Below are 19,730 nucleotides of genomic sequence, written 5' to 3'. Positions count from 1 at the left end.
TCGGGCCCCCGCGAGCGGGGATAGCATTCTCGGGTGGCTCAATCCTCCCTCATCCGACAGGGAGTGCTGTCGACCGTCGGCGTCGCGGTCCAGGGCTTGGCCCGATTCGGATACTCCATTCTCATCGCGAGATTCGTCGGAGCCGAACCGCTGGCGCTCGTCAACACGCTGATCTCGCTCTCGATCATTCTGTCCCTGCTCTGGCCGACGGCGGCCGGGAATGCCGCAGGCACCTTCCTCGCTCGCGCGGTGCGCAACGACCGCGCTCCGCAGCGTGTGCTCGGCCTCGTGTGGAAGTCGACCGGGCTGGCATGCCTGGCCATCTCGATCATCGGCGTGCTCGTCGCCGTGATCGTCATCGGCACCGAACCGGCCGAGGCCGTCGGCATGGTGGCCCTGACGCTCGCATGGTCGGCCTACATCCTCACCCGCGGAATCAGGATGGGACTCGGTCAGGTCACCGCGGCGGCGGTGTGGGACTCCATCAGCGCAGCGGTCAGCATCGGACTTCTCGTCGCCGTCATCGCGCTCGACGCCACGGCACTGCTGCTCTGGCCGCTGACGATCGGCTACGCCCTGTTCGCGCTCGCCGCGGTGCCTGCCATGCGACGCACCGGGCGCGCGCTCGCGCCCGATCGGACCACCGCCCCCGGCGACATCTGGCACCTCGTCGCGTGGAACTCCCTCGGACTCATCGCGACGAATGGACTCATCCAGTTCTCGATGGTGTGGGCGTTCGCCACCGCGAGCGCTGAGGAGTCGGGGATGTTCGCGGCTGCGATCGCGCTCGCCACGCCGGCCTCGATGCTCGCCCAGGCCGTGAGCCAGGTGCTGATTCCCCGATACGCCCACTGGCTCGAAGAGGATCCGGTCCAGGCTCGTCGACATCACCTTCGAGTGCTGTCCGTCATGACCGGAGTGCTCGTGGTCGCGTTCGGCACGGTGGCCTGGATCGCACCATGGTTCATCCCCCTGCTCTACGGCCCCGGCTTCGACGCAGCCGTTCCCCTGATGCGCCTGTTGCTCATCGGTGTCTTCCTCTTCTCGGTCGGCCTGATCGCCTCCTCGTTCCTCATCACGTCGTGGCGTGCGATGCCGGCGACCATCGCGGCGGGCGTGGGCTCGGTCCTCGGCATCCTCGCGATGGCCGTCGCGACTCCGGGTCTCGGCGGCGCGATCGGAGCGGCGGTCGGTGTCATCGTCGGAACAGCGGTGAGCGCGGCGCTCGCCGTCGGATGGTCGCTTCGCACGCCGACAGCACCGTCGAGGGCGGCGGAATCGCCGCCCGGATCGGGCGATGGACGTGTCGGCGAGCTCCGTTAGAATGGCTCGTCACCCATCACGAAGGACCCCATGACCACCACTGCCACGATCGAGCTCTCGATCGTCATGCCCTGCCTGAACGAAGCCGAGACGCTCGCCGTGTGCATCCGGAAGGCACAGGGATACCTCGAGCGGTCGGGTGTCGTGGGCGAGGTCGTCATCGCCGACAACGGCAGCACCGACGGATCCCAGGAGATCGCCCGTGACCTCGGCGCGCGAGTCGTCGACGTGGAGGCGAGGGGATACGGCAGTGCGCTCATGGGCGGCATCGAGGCGTCCCTCGGCCGGTACGTCATCATGGGCGACGCCGACGACAGTTACGACTTCTCGAACCTCGATCCGTTCGTCGAGCGACTTCGCGCCGGCGACGACCTGGTGATGGGCAACCGCTTCCGCGGCGGCATCGAGCCGGGAGCCATGCCCCCGCTGCACAAATACCTCGGAAACCCTGTGCTCACGTTCATCGGCCGGTTGTTCTTCCCCTCGCAGATTCGCGACTTCCATTGCGGGTTGCGCGGGTTCAACCGCGAGTCGATCCTCGCGATCGGCCTCATCACGACGGGAATGGAGTTCGCGAGCGAGGTCGTCGTGAAGTCGACGCTCGCGGGCCTCACGATCAGCGAGGTTCCGACGACGCTCAAGAAAGACGGCCGGTCCAGACCCCCGCACCTTCGAAGCTGGCGTGACGGATGGCGCCACCTCCGTTTCCTCCTCCTGTTCAGCCCTCGCTGGCTGTTCCTGTACCCTGGCGCCGCGGCCTTCCTCCTCGGACTCATCTCGAGCGTCGTGCTCGCCTTCGGTCCGGTCCAGGTCGGCTCGATCGGATTCAACGTCTCGACGCAGGTGTACCTGCTCGCTCTGACGTCAGTGGGCTACCAGGCGGTGCTGTTCGCGCTCCTCGCAAAGCTCTATGCGCGACATGAGGGCTTCTTCATTCCACGGAGTAGAGCGTTCGAGCGAATCGCCGAACGTGCGACGCTCGAGTCGGGCGCCCTGATCGGGCTCGCCCTCTTCGTGCTCGGCTTCGTGATCGGCATTGCACAGTTCGTCGCCTGGGCCGCGTCGGGTTTCGGTGAACAGAGCGTCGTCGACACGGTTCGTCTCGCTGTGCCGGGGGCGCTTCTCATGATCCTCGGTGTGCAGACCATCATGGCCGGCATGTTCCTCGGCATCCTCGCCGTTCCCGTCCGCCGCCGCTGATCGACACCCTCTCCATCCGACCTGAGGGACAAGTTGACTCGACCTTCCGACCGCACGCTGGCTCGCGGCGCGCCCGATCGAGGGTCGGCGGGTCGTCTTCAGCCCGAGCGGCACGGCGCGTTGTGGTTTCTCGCACCGTTCGCCGTGTTCGCGTTGCTCGGAGTGCTGTGGTCACTCGCCTCGCCGGTCTTCAGCGTTCCCGATGAGAACGCCCATGCCCTCAAGGCGATCGCGCAGGTGCGCGGCCAGGTGATCGGCTACACCGTTCCCGAGGTCAGGCACATCGTGGTCGACCTGCCCGATGGGTACGAGTACGACGCGCAGATGGGGTGTTTCGCGAACCAGCCCGACACGCCCGCGTCGTGCGGCGTCGAGCTGGGCGATGCCTCAGGGCTCGATTGGTTCAACACGTGGGTCGGGGCCTACAACCCGCTGTACTACTACCTCGTGGGGTGGCCGAGCCTGCTCTTCGACGGCAATGAGGCCGTCTACGCGATGAGGATCGCGAGCTCCCTGCTCGGCGCCGCCCTGCTCGCGTGGGCGTTCCTGGTCGCGTCTTCGGGTGCCCGTTCACGGTGGATGCCGCTCGGCATCGCCTTCGCCGCGGCGCCGATGTGCATGTTCCTCATCGGCGCGGTCAACCCGAACGGCACCGAGATTGCGGCGGCGGTTGCGGTGTGGGTCGGCACGCTGCGGCTGCTGGAGACGTTCCGCGACGCCGCCGAGCGGCCGTCCATCTCGAGGAATCAGCTCTGGGCGGGGGTGACGATCGCGTCGATCCTGCTCGTCACCGCGCGGGCGCTCGGACCACTGTGGCTGGTGGTCGTCGTCGCGCTCTGTCTTCTGGCGAGCGGGTGGCAGCCTGTCAGGCGAATGCTCTCCACCGCCGCGAGCTACTGGTGGCTCGGCGCCATCGCCGCCGGCGGAGTCTTCTCGATCGGCTGGACCCTGTCGGGCGGCAGCCTCTCAAGCCAAGCGGAGGCATCCGATGCCCTGCTCGTCGGCGCGACATTCCTTCGGGGCTTCTCGCATGTGGTGCGGATCACCCCCGACTATGTGCAGCAGGCGATCGGGTACTTCGGCTGGCTCGATACGCCGCTGCCGTTGTGGACCTACTGGCTGTTCATCGCGGCGTTCGCCGTGCTCGTCGTGTTGGCGTTCACGATGGCCCGGCGCAGGAGCGTGGTCACGCTCGCGGTCGTCACGCTCGCTGCGCTGCTCGTTCCCGCCCTCGTGCAGGGATACAGCGTGCACCAGACCGGCATCATCTGGCAGGGGCGTTACGGACTGTTCCTCTACCTCGGCATCACCATCGTCGCGGCCTGGGTCCTCAGCAAGGATGCCCCGGCCATTGGCTTCCTCGCGCCCCGCGCGGCCTGGATCGGCTCGGCGCTGCTCGCGTGCTACGGGCTGCTCGCCTTCGGCCTCGTGATGGTCCGCTACGTGATCGGGGCGCAGTCGCCCCTCGGCCAGATGCTGTCCGATCCGCGGTGGCAACCCCCGCTCGGCTGGCCGATGCTCGTCGGCGCCTATGCGGTGGCCTCGCTCGCCCTCGTCGTCCTCGTCGGCGGAGCCTCGCACCTGCTCGCGCGTCGAGAGCACGACCTCGACGCATCGGTTGCAACGCCGGTTGCCGTGGCAGAGGAATCGGCACGTGGCTGAGCCCCGGATCGCGATCGCCTACGACTGCGTGTTCCCCGTCGATGCGGGCGGGGCCGAGCGCGTCTATCGCCGTCTGGCGGAGATCTTCGCCCGACGGGGGAGCTCGGTCGACTACGTGTCTCGCCGTGGGCGCGAGGCGGGTCCTGATGCCGGGTTCTCCGTGATCGGCGTCTGGAGCGGTGAGATCGCCGATGCAGGCGGAACGCGCACGATCTCGAGTGCCGTGGCGTTCGCGGTTTCGCTGTTCCGTCATTTCGTTCGTCGCCGCGGCGCCTACGACCTCGTGATCGTCGCCGCGCTTCCGGTCCTCAACGTCTTCGCGGTCCGACTCGCGCTGCTCGGGGCCCGCACTGCAGTCGCGACCGATTGGCCCGAGATCTGGCCGTGGCGGAAGTGGCGCGATTACTCGGGCGCCGTCGTCGGCACGGCCGCCTTCGCGCTCCAATGGCTCGGCGTGAACATCGGAGCGATCCACATCGTGAACAGCATGTTCACCCGGTCGCGCCTCCTGCGCCTCCGACGGCGCGCCGACCCCATCGTGCTCGGCCTGGTGGACCTCGCCCGCGACGCGGCGCATGCCTCGGCCGCTCTGGCGAAGCCGCCGGTGGTGCTCTTCGTCGGACGGCACATCCCCGACAAGCGACTCGCGGCCCTTCCGGCGGCCCTTGCGGCGGCGCGCGAGTCGATCCCCGATCTCGCGGCCGTCGTCGCCGGATTCGGCCCACAGACCGGAGCGGCTCGTCACGCCGCCGACGCCGCGGGTGTCGCCCATGTCGTGCGGTTCGTCGGCAGGGTCGATGACGCCGAGCTCGAATCCCTGCTGGCCACCTCCGCCGTGCTCGTGAACCCGTCGGCGAGGGAGGGCTTCGGCCTCGTCGTCGCGGAGGCCGCGGCGCACGGCACGCCGTCGGTGGTCGTCGCCGGTGAGGACAATGCCGCCGCCGAGCTGATCGTCGACGGCGAGAACGGGTTCGTCGCGGCATCCGTCGCGCCCGGAGTGCTCGGCGACGCGATCGTGCGGGCGGTGCTGGGCGGCGACGACCTGCGTCGATCGACGTCGTCGTGGCTCGAGCGCGAACGCCGGGAGCACTCGCTGGAGCGGTCGGTCGACCAGATCCTCGACCGGTGGCGCGCCGTCAGCGGTCGGTGACGGGCGAGGAGACCGTCTCGAGCAGGGCGTCGCGCGTGGCGGCGGCGGTCTTCTCCCACGAGTACCCGGCGGCACGGGCGAGACCGGCGCGGGACATCCGCTCGCGTTCCGCCGGTGAGTCGAGCACGGATCGGATCGCGCGCGCGATCGCGTCGGGGTCGGCCGGGTCGGCGTAGACCGCGGCATCGCCCGCGACCTCGTGCATGACGGGGATGTCGGAGACGATCACGGGGCAGCCGCGGGCCATGGCCTCGAGCGGCGGGAGGCCGAAGCCCTCGAACCGGGTCGGGAACACGAGCGCGGTCGACTCCGCGTACAACTGCTCGAGCTCGTCGCCACTCAGCCAGCCGCGGAGGTCGACGTGGTCGCCGAGCCCGAGCCGCTCGACCACGGGTGCGAGCGGATCGTCGCCGTGGCTTCCGGTGACGACGAGGGAGGGCCGGCGCTCGGGGTCGATGCGGGCGAGCGCTTCGAGCAGGGTCTCGAACCCCTTGTGCGGCATCCGGTTCCCGACGGCGAGCAGCTGGGTGTCGAGCCGGCGAACGGAGGCGACGCCGGCGGGCGCCGACCCGTCGGGTATCGACCCGGCGAGCGGCGTCAGGATCACGCGCTCAGGGGAGATGCCGAGGAGGGAGACGATGTCGGCGCGCGATGACTCGCTCGCGGTGATGATGCGTCGTGCCGCGCGTGCAGCGAGGCGGATCATCGTGCGGATGATGCGCGCGTACGCACCCGGAACGTACTCGGGATGCCGGAACGCGAGCAGGTCGTGGAGCGTCAGCACCACGGGGACGCGCGACCGCATCGGGCCGAAGTTCGCCGGGCAGTGCACGAGGTCGGCGCCGTGCCGCCGTGCCGCCCGGGCCACCGCGAAGAGCTCGCCGCGCGCCCACGCCACTCGGTTCTCCCCGCTCACGCCCGAGTCGATCACCCTCCCGGGGAACCAGGAGACGTCGGCGGCAGCCAGCTCGCTCGAGGCCAGGGCGACGTATTCGAGCTCGGGGTCGTCGAGGGAGAGTCGCGAGTAGACCTCCCGGACGTAGGACTCCATGCCGCCCTTCGTGCCGGTGAAGAAGAGCAGGTCGACGAGCACGCGCTTCACGCGCCACCTCCGGCCTCGACGGCGGCGGCCTCACGGATGCCGCGCTCGAGGCGGCGACGTCGCGCGAGCTCGTACACGACCGCCGAGGCGAGTTCGGCGACGAGGAGCCCGAGGAACACGGCCGACAGGCTCTCGAGGGCGAGGCCCGCCGCGGCGAGGGCGAACGTGACGACCGACACGACGGCCCGTAGGCCGGTGAGCAGGCGCACCGCCCCCGCACGCCGCAGGGCGGCGAACGGGATCGTCGTCGCGAGGGACGCGGCGCGCCACGCGCACGCGAGGAGCAGGGGGACGAGCGTCGCCGACCCCGCCCACGCCGCCCCGAAGATGAACCCGAAGGCGCCGGCGAGCTCGAGCACGAGGAGCGCCACCACCGCTGCGAGCACGGATGCCGCCGAGACGACGATATCGAGCCGCGAGTGCTGCTTGAGGAGCCGGAGCCGCATGAAGTTGAGCGGGATCGCGAGCAGTCCCGACACGGTGGCGATCGAGGCGAACAGCACCGCATCGGTCGAGCCGAGGAACGCGAGGATCATCGCGTTCAGGAGCGGGTAGACGACGCCCGTGATCGCGGTGTCGGCGATGACCCAGCCCATGACCGCCGGCTCGGGCCGGCTCGGCCGGTGCGCGACCGGCAGGCAGCGGATGCACGTCGCGATCGCGATGCCGACGACGAGGGGGACGAGGGCCCATTGCTGCCCGGCGAATCCTGCGAGCACGCCGACGAGGGCGCCGGAGCCCACGGCGATGGAGGCCACGATCTCGCGCCGGTCGAGTCGCTCGGCGACCGACACGCCACGACCGACCTCGAGCGCCGCGATGAGGATCGGGAGACCGATGGCGAGCACGACGGCGGTGGGCGGGAGGACCGCGACGACGACGGCGGTCACGACCGAGATCGCCGCGAGCCAGAGGGGGAAGACGACGCGGCGCTCGGTCGCCGCCGAGCTCAGCCTGGACTCGACGACGACCGCGAAGGTCAGCTGCCCGGCGAAGGTGGCGACGAGCACCGCGACCGCGAGGAAGCCCTGCTCGTCGACCGTGAACAGGCGCGAGGAGATCGAGACGGTCGCCGCCGGGATGACCGCGAGCGACACGCCGCCGAGCAGCGTGATGAGGCTCAGCGCCGCTCCTCGCAGTCGCATCGGACCCGGCATCGGCTCGGTCATCGGGTCACCGCCGTGCTCGAGCCGCCGATCGTGTGCCCCAGCATGCCCTCGGCGCGACCGAGGAACACCCACCACCCGTCGGGGACGGTGTTCGTCGTGCGGTGACGGAGACCGAACGCGATCCCGCCGAAGACGAACGCCAGCCGCCACCACCACGGGTAGCTGTGGCGCATCACGAGCCGGCCGAGTCCACGGCCGTAGGCGCGCAGCTTCCGGCGTCGCTCCGCCGCCGAGAGGCCCCTCGCGTCGGCGATGCCGCCGACCGCGACCTCGGGCGGGAGCCAGCCGAATGACCGGGCGAGGTCGGGCCTGCGCTCGATCAGCCGGAGCAGCAGGTCGGTCGCCTCGCCGGCCTGCCACGGCGACGGCGCTCCGGTGCCGAGGTCGGGGTCGAATCCGCCGAGCTCCTCGAACACCGAGCGGCGGATCAGGAGTCCCATCTCGATGACCGTCCAGACATTCCAGCGGTCGAGGGGTGCGCCGTCGTCTGGCAGCGAGAACTTCGGACCGTGCTCGTCGACGACGGTGAGGGCGCCGGCTTCGAGCGAGGACGCCTCGGCGCGGATGGCATCGAGGCTCCCGTCGGGGTACCAGGTCGTGTCGTTCGGGAAGTGCAGGAGGCGATCGCCGGGAGGAAGGGCCGCGACGCCGGCGTTCCTGCCGCGTGAGGCGCCCCGCGGCGACGTCGTGACCTCGATGACGAACGCGTTGCCGCGGAACATCTCAGCGAGTCGCTCCACCTCGGCGAGATGGTCCTGCGCCACGAGCACCAGCCGGTCATCGGGGCGGACCTGCGCGGACAACGACCGGAGCAATCGCTCGAGCGGCTCGGCGCGCCCGAGCGTCGAGACCACGAGACCGAGATTCACAATGCACTCATTCTGTACGATGAGGTGGCCGCTCCGCGTATCGACAGGATCCCTCTCCATGCCCACCGCTGACGACACGCCGACGCCGGGGTCCGCGACACCGCGCGTCTCCGTCGCGCTCGGCACGCACAACGGCGCGAGGTACCTGCGCGAGCAGCTCGAGAGCATCCTCGGCCAGGGGCATCCGGTCGATGAGATCGTGCTCTCCGACGACGCGTCCGGCGATGGCACGGTCGAGCTGGCCGAACGGGTGATCGAGGAGCACCGGGCGGCGGATGCCGCGACGCCGGCGCTCATCGTGCTGCGCAACCCCACGCCGCTCGGCGTGACCGCGAACTTCGAGCAGGCCCTGCTCGCGGCATCCGGCGACGTCATCGCGCTCTCCGACCAAGACGACGTCTGGCACCCCGACCGGGTGGAGCGGGCACTCGCCGCCCACGCCCGACCTGCCGGTGCCGAGCTCGTCGCCGCCGAGGCACGGCTCGTCGACGACGACGGGGAACCGCTCGGCTTCACGCTCTTCGAGACCCTCGGCGTCGACGCGCAACTGCGGCGACGCCTCGAATCGGATGCCGCGTTCGACGAGCTCCTGAAGCGCAACGTGCTGACGGGCGCGACGATGATGGTCCGTCGCGAGCTCGTGCTGCGCGCGGCACCGTTTCCGCGTTCGTGGGTGCACGACGAATGGCTCGCGGTCGTCGCCGCCGTGGGAGGCGGGCTCGCGGTGGTCGACGAACCGCTCATCGACTATCGCCAGCACGACGCCAACCAGATCGGCGTCACGCGGCTCGGGCTCGGTGGCCGGTTCGGCCGCTTGCGCGCGCCGCGCACCGAGCGCAACGAGCGCCTGCTGGCCCGCGCGAGCGCGCTCAGCGAGCGACTGCCCCAGCTCGCGACCCGGAATCCGATGGTCGCGGAGCGCGTGCTCGACAAGCTCGCGCATGAGCGCGTGCGCAGCAGCCTGCCGTCGCGTCGCGTCGCGCGACTCGGCCCGGTCGTGCGTGAATGGCGCACCGGGCGGTACGACCGGTTCGGACTGGGGGCGCAGGACGTGCTGCGCGACCTCGTCCAGCCGGTCTGACCCGGTCGCACTCGAGCGCGGGTGCGGTCGTCAGCCGAGCCGCTCGATCGCCGGCACCGGAGGTCGCCCTGCTGCGAGCGCGTCGCGCCAGCTCATGTCGCGTGCGGCCTTCACGGCGCACACCACGAGCAGCATCCAGCCGCCTTCGGCGAGCGCGAAGCTCTCTGCGAACGACGTCGTGGCAATGACGACGAGCATGAGCGCCGGCCAGAGGTAGACGACGCTGCGTCGCGCCGACGCGAGCAGCCACGCGCGCACGAACGCGACGCCGACGAGCGCTACGAAGAGGAGCGCGCCGATGACGCCCACCTGGAAGTAGACGTCGATGTAGGCGCTGAGCGCTGACGAGTGCGGTCGCCCGGTGGCCAGCTCGATCCACCGGTAGGGCGCGGCATCGGGCCAGCTCCCGACCCAGCCCCATCCCTGCAGTGGGTTGCGGTTCAGGTACCGGGAGAGCTCACGCCAGACCTCGAGTCGCACGTCGAACTCGGCGCGAGCGTCGAGCAGTTCGATGATGCGCACCCGGAAGATCCACGCGGTCACGATCACGGCGATGGCGGCGACGAGCAGGCCGATCTGCCAGCGCCAACGGGTGGCCGCGGCGGTGCGCCGAAGCCCGTAGAGCGCCGCGAGCGCCACGAGCGCCGCGCCGAGCGACGCCCACGTCGTCGGCGAGCCCGAGAACACGAGGCACACGGCGGCGAGCGACATCGAGGCGATCGCCCGCACGCGCAGCACGCTGCGCGTGCGCCATTCGACGATGAACGTGAGCAGGGCGATGAGTGCGACGAAGCCGAGCATGTTCCGCGAGCCGAAGATCCCCTGGATCGGGCCGAATCTCGTGAGGTCGCCCTGGATGCCGAGGAAGGCGATCGGCAGGTCGAGCAGGATGCCGGAGAGCACCTCGAGGGCGATGGAGACGCTGAGGAGAAGCCGCATCACGTCGCCGAAGGCGCGCACGATCTGGATCGTGTCGCGCATGAGAGCGACGTAGACGCCGGCGAACGCGAAGGCGATGAGGTATCCGGCCCGCACCGCGCTCCAAGCCGGGGCGTTCGAGCCCGGTGCACTGCTCCAGAGCACGGATGCCGCGCACCAGCCGACGAATACGAGGATCGTCAATGGCAGGATTCCGTACCATTCGACGGCCCGCCACCTCGCGACCAGTGATGCTCCGCACAAGACGAGCAGGCCCGCGAGCGCGGCGAGAAGACCCGGCCAGCCGATGAGACTGCGGATGGCATGGCTGCTGAAGGCAAGCCCGACGGCCGTGAGGGTGACGGCCTGCGCGAAGCGCGCGGACCCGGCGAAGTCGCGCGTGGCGTGCCAGAAGCGAGTGGCGGCACCGCCGGCGGCTGAGCTCATCGGCGTGGGCCCGCCTCTCGCCGGGGCACGGTCATTGGGCCGCCTCTGCCGGCGGCATCCGCGATGCCCGGACCGGTGGCGGCTCGGCCGGCAACGGCTCTGGCGCCCATTGGCGCTGCTTCGTCGACCAGGCGATCGCGATGAGCAGCACCCAGCCGCCCTCGATGAGGATGCGGCTCTCGGCGAGGCTCTGGCCGATGAGGGCGACGAGCACGAGCAGCGGGACGAGTGCGGCGGCGGAGTGCGGCAGCGGCCGCCCGGTGACCTCCATCGGCTGGTCGACCGCGAGGAACCACGAGCGCCAGAGCGCGCCGATGACGATCGAGGCGAACGCGATGACGCCGATCACCCCGAGCTGCATCCAGACGTCGAGCCAGGCGTTGTGCGCCTGGAGGTAGGTGACGCCCTTGCGCACGGCGAGCCCGTCGAACGGCTCGACCCAGGGCACCCAGTAGCTCACCCATCCCCACCCGAACCACGGCCGCTCGGCGGCGAGCCCGGCCACGGCGTTCCAGATGTCGAAGCGGCCGGTGAGGTCTTCGCTCTTGCCGAAGAGGTCGGTCAACCGGCTCCAGAACACGACGAGCAGCACGACGGATGCCACGAGCGCGCCCGCGGCGGTCGCATACACGCGGCGCCGCCGATCGGGCCCGACCCGCCTCGCCCACATCGCGAAGCCGAATGCCGCGAGCACGACGACCGCGACGAGCGCGACGGTGGCGGAGCGGGTGAGCAGCACGGTGAGCCCCGCGACGATGAGCCAGCCGATGCCCTGCGCCCGGCGCATGCTGCCGGCGGCGAGGAGCGCACTGAAGACGATGAGCCCGAGGAGGGCGGTCATGCCGAGCAGGTTGCGATTGGCGACGATGCCCTCGATCGGTCCGCCGTCGAACAGCAGTCCGCGAGACCAGTAGAAGGCCATGGGCACCTGCTCTGCGCCGGGGTCGAAGTCGGGGAAGATCGGCAGCACCGGTTCGCGCACGATCACGGCGATCCAGAGTTCGAAGGCGAGTGAGAGGCCCAGGATCCACTTGATCGCGCCGCCGAGGGCGCGCACGAGCTGGGTCCAGGAGAGGCAGAGGGCGAGCGCGACGGCGACGAACGTCGTGACGAGCGTGATGAGCACGCCGAGAGCCGACGCGCCGGGGTAGTACGACCACGCGATCGAGAGCACGGCGATGAGCACGAAGACGAGCGTCGATTTCGGGATGCGGCGCCAGTTCCATCGGGGTCGCGCGGCGACGACGAGGGCGACGGCGCCGCCGACGACGAGGAGGTCGACGATGCCGGAGCCCCACCAGCCCAGCAGGTTGCGCCAGAACTGGCCCGCGAGCACCGTGAAGAGCGCGAAGGTCGCGAACGCGCCGGTGAGCGTGCGGTACCGGCGCGTGGTCATGCGACCTAGGCTATCGCGCGTGCTCAGACGAACGCGGCCCTGCCGGTGATCTTCCGGCCCACGATGAGCGTGTTCATCTCGCGCGTGCCCTCGTATGAGTAGAGCGCCTCGGCGTCGGCGAAGAAGCGGGCCACGTCGTACTCGAGCACGATGCCGTTGCCGCCGACCGACTCGCGTGCCCACGCGACGGTCTCGCGCATGCGCGACGTCGTATACGCCTTCGCGAGGGCCGAGTGCTCGTCGCGCTGCTCGCCGCGGTCGAGCATCTCGGAGACGCGCACGACCATGCCGAGCGAGGCGGTGATGTTGCCGAGGCACTTGACGAGCAGGTCCTGGATCAGCTGGTGCGAGCCGATCGTCTTGCCGAACTGCACGCGCTCGCCCGCGTACTTCACGGCGGCCTCGTACGCGCCGATCGACGTGCCCACGGCAGCCCACGCCACCTCGGCCCGAGTGAGGCGCAGCACGCTCGCGGTGTCCTTGAACGAGTTCGCGTTCTGGAGCCGGAGCGACTCGGGCACGACCACGTTCTCGAGCGTGATGTCGGCGTTCTGCACGGAGCGGAGACTGATCTTGCCCTCGATCTTCGTGGCCGTGTAGCCCGGGGTCGAGGTCGGCACGATGAAGCCCTTGACCTGGCTGTCTGCGACGTCCTTCGCCCAGATGACGGTGATGTCGGAGAAGGTGGCGTTGCCGATCCAGCGCTTCGAGCCGTTCAGGACCCAGTTGTCGCCGTCGCGCTCGGCGGTCGTGCGCAGGCCCTGCGCGGAGTCCGAGCCCGACTCAGGCTCGGTGAGGCCGAAGGCGCCGATGACCTCGCCGCTCGCGAGCCTCGGGATCCACTCCGCTCGCTGCTCGGCGGAGCCGCAGACGCTGATGCTGCCGGTCGCGAGCCCGTTCTGCACGCCGACGAAGGTCGCGACACCCGCGTCGACGCGAGCGCATTCGAGGGCGACGAAGCCGCGGAACACGGCGGAGTTCTCGAACGGCCGGGTCTCGTCCCAGCCGAACGAGAAGGCGCCGAGGTCGGCGAGCGGCTTCACGATCTGCACGGGGAACTCCGCGCGGTCCCAGTAGTCGCCGACGATCGGCCTGACGTCGCGTTCGAGCCATGCCCGGAGATTGCCGAGCGCCTCCTTCTCCTGCTCGGTGAGGAGGGACTCGTAGGCGTAGAAGTCGCTCGCGAGCGGCTCGAAGGTCATGCGTGCTCCAATGCGTGGTCGGACCCGTGAAGCCTATGGCTGGCGCAATCGCCCTCGAAGGCGTTGGTAGTTTTGACCCAACGGCGGAGAGGAACCATCGAGGATGTTTGTGGCGATCGGCAACACACCCCGGGACTACGCATGGGGATCTCATCGGGCGATCGCCGAGTTCCTGGGCAGGCCACCCTCGGGCGGACCGCAAGCGGAGCTGTGGCTCGGCGCGCACGCGGGCTCCCCGGCACGCATCGTCGACGCGGCATCCGTCGGCCATGACGACCTCGCCGCCTGGATCGAGGCGGATCCCGAGCGAGCGCTCGGGCCGAAGCTCGCCGCCGAGGGCGCACGTCTGCCGTTCCTCCTGAAGCTGCTCGCGGCGGCCGAGCCGCTGTCGCTGCAGGCGCATCCGACTCCCGAGCAGGCCCGAGCCGGATTCGCCCGTGAAGAGGCCGAGGGGATCCCGGTCGGCGCCTACGACCGCAACTATCGCGATCCCTTCCACAAGCCAGAGCTCATCGTCGCCCTGAGCGAGACGTTCGACGCACTCTCGGGCTTCCGTCCGCTCGACGAGGTGCACGGCGTGCTCGAGGTGCTGCGGGAGGCGGATGCCGCATCCGACACTCCCGAGCCCGGCGCGCTCGACCTCCTCGGCGACCGGCTCGCCGGCAACGACCCGCTCCGTGACTCGGTCGAGTGGCTGCTCCGCGACGGCCGCGGCGGCGACACGGGGGAGGCGACCTGGCTGATCGAACGGGTGACGGCCCTCGCCGGCTCCGAGATCGCCCGCCGATCGCCGTTCGCGCTCTCGTTCGAGACCGTCGGCGCGCTCGCCGGCGTCTACCCGGGCGACCCCGGCGTCGTCATCTCGCTGCTGCTCAACCGGGTGCGCCTGCAGCGCGGCGAAGCCCTCTACCTCGCGGCCGGGAACATCCACGCCTACCTCGACGGGCTCGGCATCGAGCTCATGGCCGCGAGCGACAACGTGCTGCGTGGCGGCCTCACGCCGAAGCACATCGACGTGACGGAGCTGCTCGACGTGCTCGACTTCACGCCGATCGCGCCCCCGCGTCTCGCACCGGTCGACGTGGCGCCCGGTGTCACGGCGTTTCGGCCCGATGTACCCGACTTCGTGCTCTACCGTGCCCATGCCGGCGCGGATGCCGGGCGCGTCGCGATCGACGGACCCGCGATCGTGCTCGCCGAGGGCGGCTCGCTGCACCTCGCGGGGGCGCTCGGCGACGCGGAGCTCGCGCGGGGCGAGACGCTCTACGTCACACCCGAGGAGCGCGAGCTCGAGATCACCGGCGACGGGATCGCGTGGATCGCGACGACGGGTGCCGACGCGGCATCCTGAGCCTCAGCTGGCCACCCGGACCCCGAACAGGCGGCGATACGCGGTCGGGGTCGTCTGCAGCACCTTGATGAAGTGGTGCCGCATGACCGCGGCGGCGCCGAAGCCCGTCTCTCGCGCGATCTCCTCGAGCGTGTCGGAGGTCTCTTCGAGCAGCTGCTGGGCGCGCAGCAGTCGCTGACGGTTGAGCCAGGCGTTCGGCGTCGTGCCGGTCTCGGCGCGGAAGCGGCGGGCGAACGTGCGCGGCGACATGAGCGCCTTGCGGGCGAGCAGGTCGACCGTGAGGTCTTCGTCGAGGTGCTCGATCATCCACTCGGTGATCTTGGCGAACGAGTCGCTGCGGCACTCCGCGACGGGCGACTGGATGAACTGCGACTGGCCGCCGTCGCGCTGCGGCGGCACGACCATGCGCCGGGCGATGTTGTTGGCCGCGCCCGCGCCGAGCTCCATGCGCACGATGTGCAGCGCGGCATCGATGCCCGCCGCGGTGCCGGCTCCGGTCACGACCTTGCCGTCTTGCACGAAGAGCACGTCGGGGTCGACGTCGGTGCCGGGGAACATCTTGGCCATGCGATCGGTGTACATCCAGTGGGTGGTGGCGCGGCGGCCCTCGAGCACGCCCGCGTGGCCGAGCGTGAAGGCGCCCGAGCAGACCGAGAGCACCCAGGCTCCGCGCTCGACCGCCTCGCGGATCACGGCGGAGACGCGCTCGTCGACCGGCTCGTCGATGAGCGCGGCCGGAACCGCGACGAGGTCGGCGTGCCGCGCGAACTCGAGGCCCTCGTGCACGACGATGTCGAAGCCGAGCTTCGTGGAGACGGGCCCTGGCTCGGCGGCGACGACCTTGAAGTCGAAGGTGGGGCCGCCCGTATCGGCGCGATCGATGCCGAACACCTCGCAGATCACGCCGAATTCGAACGGGGCCATCTGCGGGATGGCGATGCAGGCGATGGACTGGAGCAACGGGAGCCTCCGAATGGCAGAAAAGAATCGTTCTATGGCTACTCTGCCACTGTCGGCAGGATGTGGCAAGCAGTACATTTTCTGCCATGACCACGATCATCTTCCTCGTCCTCCTCGGGCTCGCCATCTGGGGCATGCTCGCCACGCTGCTGCGGCTCGACAACGACGGCTATGGTCGCCCCGAGATCCGCGACCGCAACCGCCACGTCGAGAACCTGACCGCGACCCGCATCTGACGAACCGTCGGCTCCCGGCACGCTCGGCCGGGTCCGACGGCAGTTCCTGCGCGCTTCGCGCCGCGGACCGTTCCCACCCGGGGCCGATACGATCGGTCGGGGCGCGGACGGTCCGCGGCCGGAAGGCAGGATCATGAGCTGGCTGGTCACCGGGGGAGCCGGATACATCGGGTCGCACGTCGTACGGGCGTTCGCCTCCCGAGGCATCGACGTCGTCGTCGTCGACGATCTCTCGTCGGGACGGCGGAGCTTCCTGCCCGAGGGCACGGCGTTCGTGCAGGGCACGATCCTCGATGGATCCCAGCTCGAGATGACCTTCGAGCGCTTCGACGTGCAGGGTGTCGTGCACCTGGCCGGCTTCAAGTACGCAGGCGTCTCGGTGCAGCGTCCGCTGCACACCTACCGGCAGAACGTGACGGGAACGATCACGCTCCTCGCCGCGATGGAGGCCCGCGGCGTCGACCGCATGGTGTTCTCCTCCAGCGCGGCCGTGTACGGCACGCCCGACGTCGACCTCGTCACTGAAGACACGCCGAAGCGTCCGCAGTCGCCCTACGGGGAGTCGAAGCTCGTCGGCGAATGGCTCATCGCCGACCAGGCCGTCGCGACCGGCCTCCGGCACACGTCGCTGCGCTACTTCAACGTCGTGGGCTCCGGCACGCCGCAGGTCTTCGACGTGAGCCCGCACAATCTCTTCCCACTCGTCTTCGACGCACTCCTCGACGGGCGCACCCCCCGCATCAACGGCAACGACTACCCGACGCCCGACGGCACGAACGTGCGCGACTACCTGCATGTCGCCGACCTCGCCGAGGCGCATGTCGTCGCGGCGGAGCGACTCGACTCGGGCAAGCCGATCGAGCCCGTCTACAACCTCGGTTCGGGCACCGGCGTCTCGGTCGCCGAGATCATGCGCGCGGTCGCCGACGTCACGGGCATCGAGTTCACCCCCGGGATCGCGCCACGCCGCGCGGGCGATCCCGCGCGAATCGTGGCGTCGGGCGACCTCGCCGCCCGCGATCTCGAATGGCGTATGCGGCATTCGCTCGCCGAGATGGTCGAGAGCGCCTGGGAGGCCCGGCGCGCGGCATCCGCCGAGTGACCCCCCGTTCGCGTGCCAATGTAACGTCTGCGGAACACCCCCGGCGTGTCGCGGCGTGGCTGAAGCCTCGACGGCCGATTGAGGGTTTACGATCTGCGACTTGACTCTCACGAATTACACCAGTGTAATTAGTCATGACACACCCTCTGGGTGGTCGGTACAACTGGGTGGGAGACGATATGGGCAATCCTGAATATCGTTCTGGAGTACCTGACGATTGGTTCATCGATCCGGTAAGGCTCGGCGTTCCAGGGGTTCGTCCGGGAGCCGATGACGAGAATCCGCTGGCTTGGCAGAGTGATGCGCTGTGTGCGCAGACCGACCCCGAGGCGTTCTTCCCTGAGAAGGGTGGATCGACCCGCGACGCGAAGAAGATCTGCACGGGCTGCGAGGTGCGATCCGAGTGTCTCGAATACGCGCTCTCGAACGACGAGCGCTTCGGCATCTGGGGCGGGTTGTCGGAACGCGAGCGTCGCAAACTCCGCAAACGAGCGGTCTGATCCGGCCCTCCCGTGCACCGGCTTCGGCCGGCGCGCGGGTCGCCTGATCCGATCTGTTTCGTGGCACGCCCTGCCTGATCCCGGATGCCGCGCGGAGAGCCGCCTAGGCTGACCACGATGTTCCCCAGAGTCACCGCCATCCTCGTCGTGCAGCACGGCGGCGACCACTTGCGGCGCACGCTCGAAGCGCTGCAGGCCCAGCGTCGCACCCCCGACGCGCTCGTCATCGTGCTGACGGAGGCCGACGCCGGGGCCCGCGAGATCATCGAGGGGGCCGGGGCGACCCATATCGTCGAGCACTCGCAGCATCTCTCGTTCGGTGAGGCGGTGCGAGCGGGCGAGCGAGTGATCGGGGAGCCGTCGACGGATGCCGACGCACTGTGGCTCCTTTCCGAGGACAGCGCGCCAGAGCCTGAGGCGCTCGCGAAGCTGCTCGCGACGCTCGAGACCGCGAAGTCCGTCGGCATCGCCGGGCCGAAGCTCATGCACTGGGACGCCCCCGACCGCATCGCCGTCTTCGGCCGCTCGATCACGCGCCTCGGGCGAAGCGTGCCGCTCGTCGCCGACGAGCTCGACCAGGGCCAGCACGACGGGCTGAGCGACGTGCTCGGACTCGATCCCGCCGCGATCCTCGTGCGGCACACCGTCTGGCGTGCCCTCGACGGGTTCGATCCCGGGCTCCCGAGCGCCGACGACGCGCTCGACTTCTCGATCCGTGCACGGCTCGCCGGCCATCGCGTCGCGGTCGTGCCCGATGCTCGCGTCGCGTTCGCGGGGGTGGGAGTGGCCGGACTCCCGGTCGCCCGCCGGCCGCGTACCGTGCGGCGGCGAGAGCGCGCCGCCCGCGCGGCGGAGCTGCACCGCCGGCTCGTGTACGCGCCGGCCTTCGCGGTGCCGCTGCACTGGCTCACCCTGCTGCCGCTCGCCCTCTTGCGCTCGATCCGGCTGCTGCTCGTGAAGACCCCGGGCGCGATTCCCGGAGAGCTCACCGCCGCGATCCGCACGATGTTCTCCGGCATGCGCGTCGCGCGCGCCCGGCGCACCCTGAAGTCGGGGCGCACGAGCGGCTGGGCGGTCGTCTCCCCGTTGCGCATGCAGCACGACGAGATGCGCCGGCGAGCGCAGCTCGCCGCCGAGGCGCGCCGGGCGAGGGCTCGTGGCCGCAAGCACGAACTGCAGTTCCTCACCACCGGTGGCGGATGGGTCCTGCTCACCTCGGCCGTGGCATCCGTCGCCCTCTTCTCGTGGCTCATAGGCGCGAACGGCATCGGCGGCGGCGCCTTGCTCCCGCTCTCGAGCGGAGTCGGCGAGCTCTGGCGCAATGCGTCCTACGGTTGGCGCGACCTCGCTACCGGATTGGTCGGCGCACCCGACCCGTTCGCCGGACTGCTCGCGGTCATCGGATCCCTCACCTTCTGGGCACCCTCGTTCGGACTCGTGCTGCTCTGGATCGTTGCCCTGCCGGCGGCCGCGATCGGCGCCTGGTTTGCGGCATCACGGCTCACGGAGCGCGGAGCCGTCCGCGCGGCGGCGGCGCTGATCTGGGCGATCTCGCCCACCTTCCTCACCGCACTCGGCGACGGGCGACCGGGTGCCGTGATCGCCCACGTGCTGCTCGGCTGGCTCGCATTCGCGGTGTTCGGCGCGGCGACGTCGTGGGCCGCCGCGGCCGCGGCGTCGCTGCTCTTCGCCGCGGTCGTCGCCGCGGCACCGAGCCTCGCACCCGCGCTCCTCATCGCGTGGCTCGTGGGCCTCGCCGTCAGCGGGCGCGCCGCCGCACGACTTGCCGGCCTCCCGATCCCAGCAGTTGTGCTCGCCGCGCCCCTGGTCTTCGAGCAATTCGCGCGGGGCACCCCGCTCGCGGTCCTCGCCGATCCCGGCACGCCCGTCGTGAGCGCCGTGCCGTCGGCGTGGCAGCTCGCCCTCGGGTTCCCGAGTGCGCCGCCGGCCGCGTGGAACGAGCTCGTCGGCGCCGTCGCATCCGTCGATCCGCGACTCGTCGTGGCGGCGCTGCTCGCACCGCTCGCGCTCGCGGCGCTCGCTGCAGTGCTCGCCCCCGGGG

Annotated in this window: 17 protein-coding genes; 10 read left to right on the top strand and 7 right to left on the bottom strand. The window is 70.3% G+C overall.

Translation table 11 applies throughout. The features are described from left to right. Positions 1 to 33: 33 nt before the first annotated feature. Genes ESP51_RS05415 through ESP51_RS05400 form a run of 4 tightly spaced genes read left to right on the top strand, consistent with a single transcriptional unit; the run spans position 34 to position 5,335 of the window. Positions 34 to 1,323, top strand: coding sequence for a lipopolysaccharide biosynthesis protein (locus ESP51_RS05415; RefSeq protein WP_129519878.1), 1,290 nt, complete (start codon positions 34 to 36; stop codon positions 1,321 to 1,323). 30 nt (positions 1,324 to 1,353) lie between these two features. Continuing rightward, positions 1,354 to 2,523, top strand: coding sequence for a glycosyltransferase family 2 protein (locus ESP51_RS05410; RefSeq protein ID WP_129519877.1), 1,170 nt, complete (start codon positions 1,354 to 1,356; stop codon positions 2,521 to 2,523). Positions 2,524 to 2,556: 33 nt separating this feature from the next. After that, positions 2,557 to 4,185: a DUF2142 domain-containing protein gene (locus ESP51_RS05405; RefSeq protein ID WP_164990418.1), complete on the top strand. Its 1,629-nt coding sequence runs from the start codon at positions 2,557 to 2,559 to the stop codon at positions 4,183 to 4,185. Then, complete coding sequence (locus ESP51_RS05400; protein WP_164990417.1) at positions 4,178 to 5,335, top strand: glycosyltransferase family 4 protein; 1,158 nt, start codon at positions 4,178 to 4,180, stop codon at positions 5,333 to 5,335. The genes ESP51_RS05405 and ESP51_RS05400 overlap by 8 nt, the downstream gene beginning before the upstream one ends. Here ESP51_RS05400 and ESP51_RS05395 read toward each other — a convergent pair. From ESP51_RS05395 to ESP51_RS20545, 3 genes are read right to left on the bottom strand one after another with little or no spacing between them, the layout of a single operon-like run. After that, the gene (locus ESP51_RS05395) at positions 5,322 to 6,437 is read right to left on the bottom strand and encodes a glycosyltransferase family 4 protein (protein WP_129519874.1); all 1,116 of its coding nucleotides are present in this window, start codon (positions 6,435 to 6,437) and stop codon (positions 5,322 to 5,324) included. The genes ESP51_RS05400 and ESP51_RS05395 overlap by 14 nt on opposite strands. Further along, positions 6,434 to 7,606 (bottom strand): hypothetical protein, encoded by a 1,173-nt coding sequence (locus ESP51_RS05390; protein WP_129519873.1) that lies wholly within the window; start codon positions 7,604 to 7,606, stop codon positions 6,434 to 6,436. Before ESP51_RS05390 ends, ESP51_RS05395 begins: the two co-directional genes overlap by 4 nt. Then, positions 7,603 to 8,475, bottom strand: coding sequence for a glycosyltransferase family 2 protein (locus ESP51_RS20545; protein WP_164990416.1), 873 nt, complete (start codon positions 8,473 to 8,475; stop codon positions 7,603 to 7,605). The genes ESP51_RS05390 and ESP51_RS20545 overlap by 4 nt, the downstream gene beginning before the upstream one ends. 58 nt (positions 8,476 to 8,533) lie before the next feature. On the opposite strand from ESP51_RS20545, the gene ESP51_RS20540 reads away from it, so the two are divergent. After that, positions 8,534 to 9,556 (top strand): glycosyltransferase family 2 protein, encoded by a 1,023-nt coding sequence (locus tag ESP51_RS20540; protein ID WP_164990415.1) that lies wholly within the window; start codon positions 8,534 to 8,536, stop codon positions 9,554 to 9,556. Positions 9,557 to 9,586: 30 nt separating this feature from the next. On the opposite strand, the gene ESP51_RS05380 is transcribed toward ESP51_RS20540, so the two are convergent. Genes ESP51_RS05380 through ESP51_RS05370 form a run of 3 tightly spaced genes read right to left on the bottom strand, consistent with a single transcriptional unit; the run spans position 9,587 to position 13,519 of the window. Then, positions 9,587 to 10,921, bottom strand: coding sequence for an O-antigen ligase family protein (locus ESP51_RS05380; RefSeq protein WP_129519871.1), 1,335 nt, complete (start codon positions 10,919 to 10,921; stop codon positions 9,587 to 9,589). Between the two features lie 31 nt (positions 10,922 to 10,952). Next, a complete protein-coding gene (locus ESP51_RS05375; protein ID WP_129519870.1) occupies positions 10,953 to 12,317 on the bottom strand; it encodes an O-antigen ligase family protein in 1,365 nt (454 codons plus the stop codon). A gap of 23 nt (positions 12,318 to 12,340) precedes the next feature. Further along, on the bottom strand, positions 12,341 to 13,519 hold the full coding sequence (locus ESP51_RS05370) for an acyl-CoA dehydrogenase family protein (RefSeq protein WP_129519869.1): 1,179 nt from the start codon (positions 13,517 to 13,519) through the stop codon (positions 12,341 to 12,343). Between the two features lie 103 nt (positions 13,520 to 13,622). Here ESP51_RS05370 and manA point away from each other — a divergent pair, with 103 nt between their 5' ends. Next, on the top strand, positions 13,623 to 14,870 hold the full coding sequence (manA, locus tag ESP51_RS05365) for a mannose-6-phosphate isomerase, class I (RefSeq protein ID WP_129519868.1): 1,248 nt from the start codon (positions 13,623 to 13,625) through the stop codon (positions 14,868 to 14,870). A gap of 3 nt (positions 14,871 to 14,873) precedes the next feature. Here manA and ESP51_RS05360 read toward each other — a convergent pair whose 3' ends face one another. Then, the gene (locus ESP51_RS05360; protein WP_129519867.1) at positions 14,874 to 15,830 is read right to left on the bottom strand and encodes a GlxA family transcriptional regulator; all 957 of its coding nucleotides are present in this window, start codon (positions 15,828 to 15,830) and stop codon (positions 14,874 to 14,876) included. 86 nt (positions 15,831 to 15,916) lie between these two features. Between ESP51_RS05360 and ESP51_RS20535 the strand changes: the two genes are divergently transcribed. From ESP51_RS20535 to ESP51_RS05345, 4 genes are all read left to right on the top strand, one after another. Continuing rightward, entirely contained in the window at positions 15,917 to 16,066 is a 150-nt protein-coding gene (locus ESP51_RS20535) for a hypothetical protein (RefSeq protein WP_164990414.1), read from the top strand. Between the two features lie 133 nt (positions 16,067 to 16,199). Continuing rightward, on the top strand, positions 16,200 to 17,168 hold the full coding sequence (galE, locus tag ESP51_RS05355; RefSeq protein WP_129519866.1) for a UDP-glucose 4-epimerase GalE: 969 nt from the start codon (positions 16,200 to 16,202) through the stop codon (positions 17,166 to 17,168). 179 nt (positions 17,169 to 17,347) lie between these two features. Then, positions 17,348 to 17,668 (top strand): WhiB family transcriptional regulator, encoded by a 321-nt coding sequence (locus tag ESP51_RS05350; RefSeq protein WP_129519978.1) that lies wholly within the window; start codon positions 17,348 to 17,350, stop codon positions 17,666 to 17,668. Between the two features lie 117 nt (positions 17,669 to 17,785). Beyond that, positions 17,786 to 19,730 (top strand): glycosyltransferase family 2 protein (locus ESP51_RS05345; RefSeq protein WP_164990413.1); only part of this gene is annotated, 1,945 nt, incomplete at its 3' end.

The organism is Agromyces albus (assembly GCF_004134825.1).
Taxonomy (GTDB): Bacteria; Actinomycetota; Actinomycetes; order Actinomycetales; family Microbacteriaceae; genus Agromyces; species Agromyces albus.
The sequence above is the reverse complement of the archived record's forward strand: the minus strand, read 5'-3'. Positions and strand labels throughout refer to the sequence as shown.

Bases quoted from the DNA above. Each gene is read 5' to 3' on its own strand.
- ESP51_RS05375 (WP_129519870.1), bottom strand. From the start codon at position 12,317: ATGACCACGCGCCGGTACCGCACGCTCACCGGCGCGTTCGCGACCTTC.
- galE (WP_129519866.1), top strand. From the start codon at position 16,200: ATGAGCTGGCTGGTCACCGGGGGAGCCGGATACATCGGGTCGCACGTC.
- ESP51_RS05370 (WP_129519869.1), bottom strand. From the start codon at position 13,519: ATGACCTTCGAGCCGCTCGCGAGCGACTTCTACGCCTACGAGTCCCTC.
- ESP51_RS05390 (WP_129519873.1), bottom strand. From the start codon at position 7,606: ATGACCGAGCCGATGCCGGGTCCGATGCGACTGCGAGGAGCGGCGCTG.
- ESP51_RS05380 (WP_129519871.1), bottom strand. From the start codon at position 10,921: ATGAGCTCAGCCGCCGGCGGTGCCGCCACTCGCTTCTGGCACGCCACG.
- ESP51_RS20535 (WP_164990414.1), top strand. From the start codon at position 15,917: ATGACCACGATCATCTTCCTCGTCCTCCTCGGGCTCGCCATCTGGGGC.
- manA (WP_129519868.1), top strand. From the start codon at position 13,623: ATGTTTGTGGCGATCGGCAACACACCCCGGGACTACGCATGGGGATCT.
- ESP51_RS20540 (WP_164990415.1), top strand. From the start codon at position 8,534: ATGCCCACCGCTGACGACACGCCGACGCCGGGGTCCGCGACACCGCGC.
- ESP51_RS05410 (WP_129519877.1), top strand. From the start codon at position 1,354: ATGACCACCACTGCCACGATCGAGCTCTCGATCGTCATGCCCTGCCTG.
- ESP51_RS05350 (WP_129519978.1), top strand. From the start codon at position 17,348: ATGGGCAATCCTGAATATCGTTCTGGAGTACCTGACGATTGGTTCATC.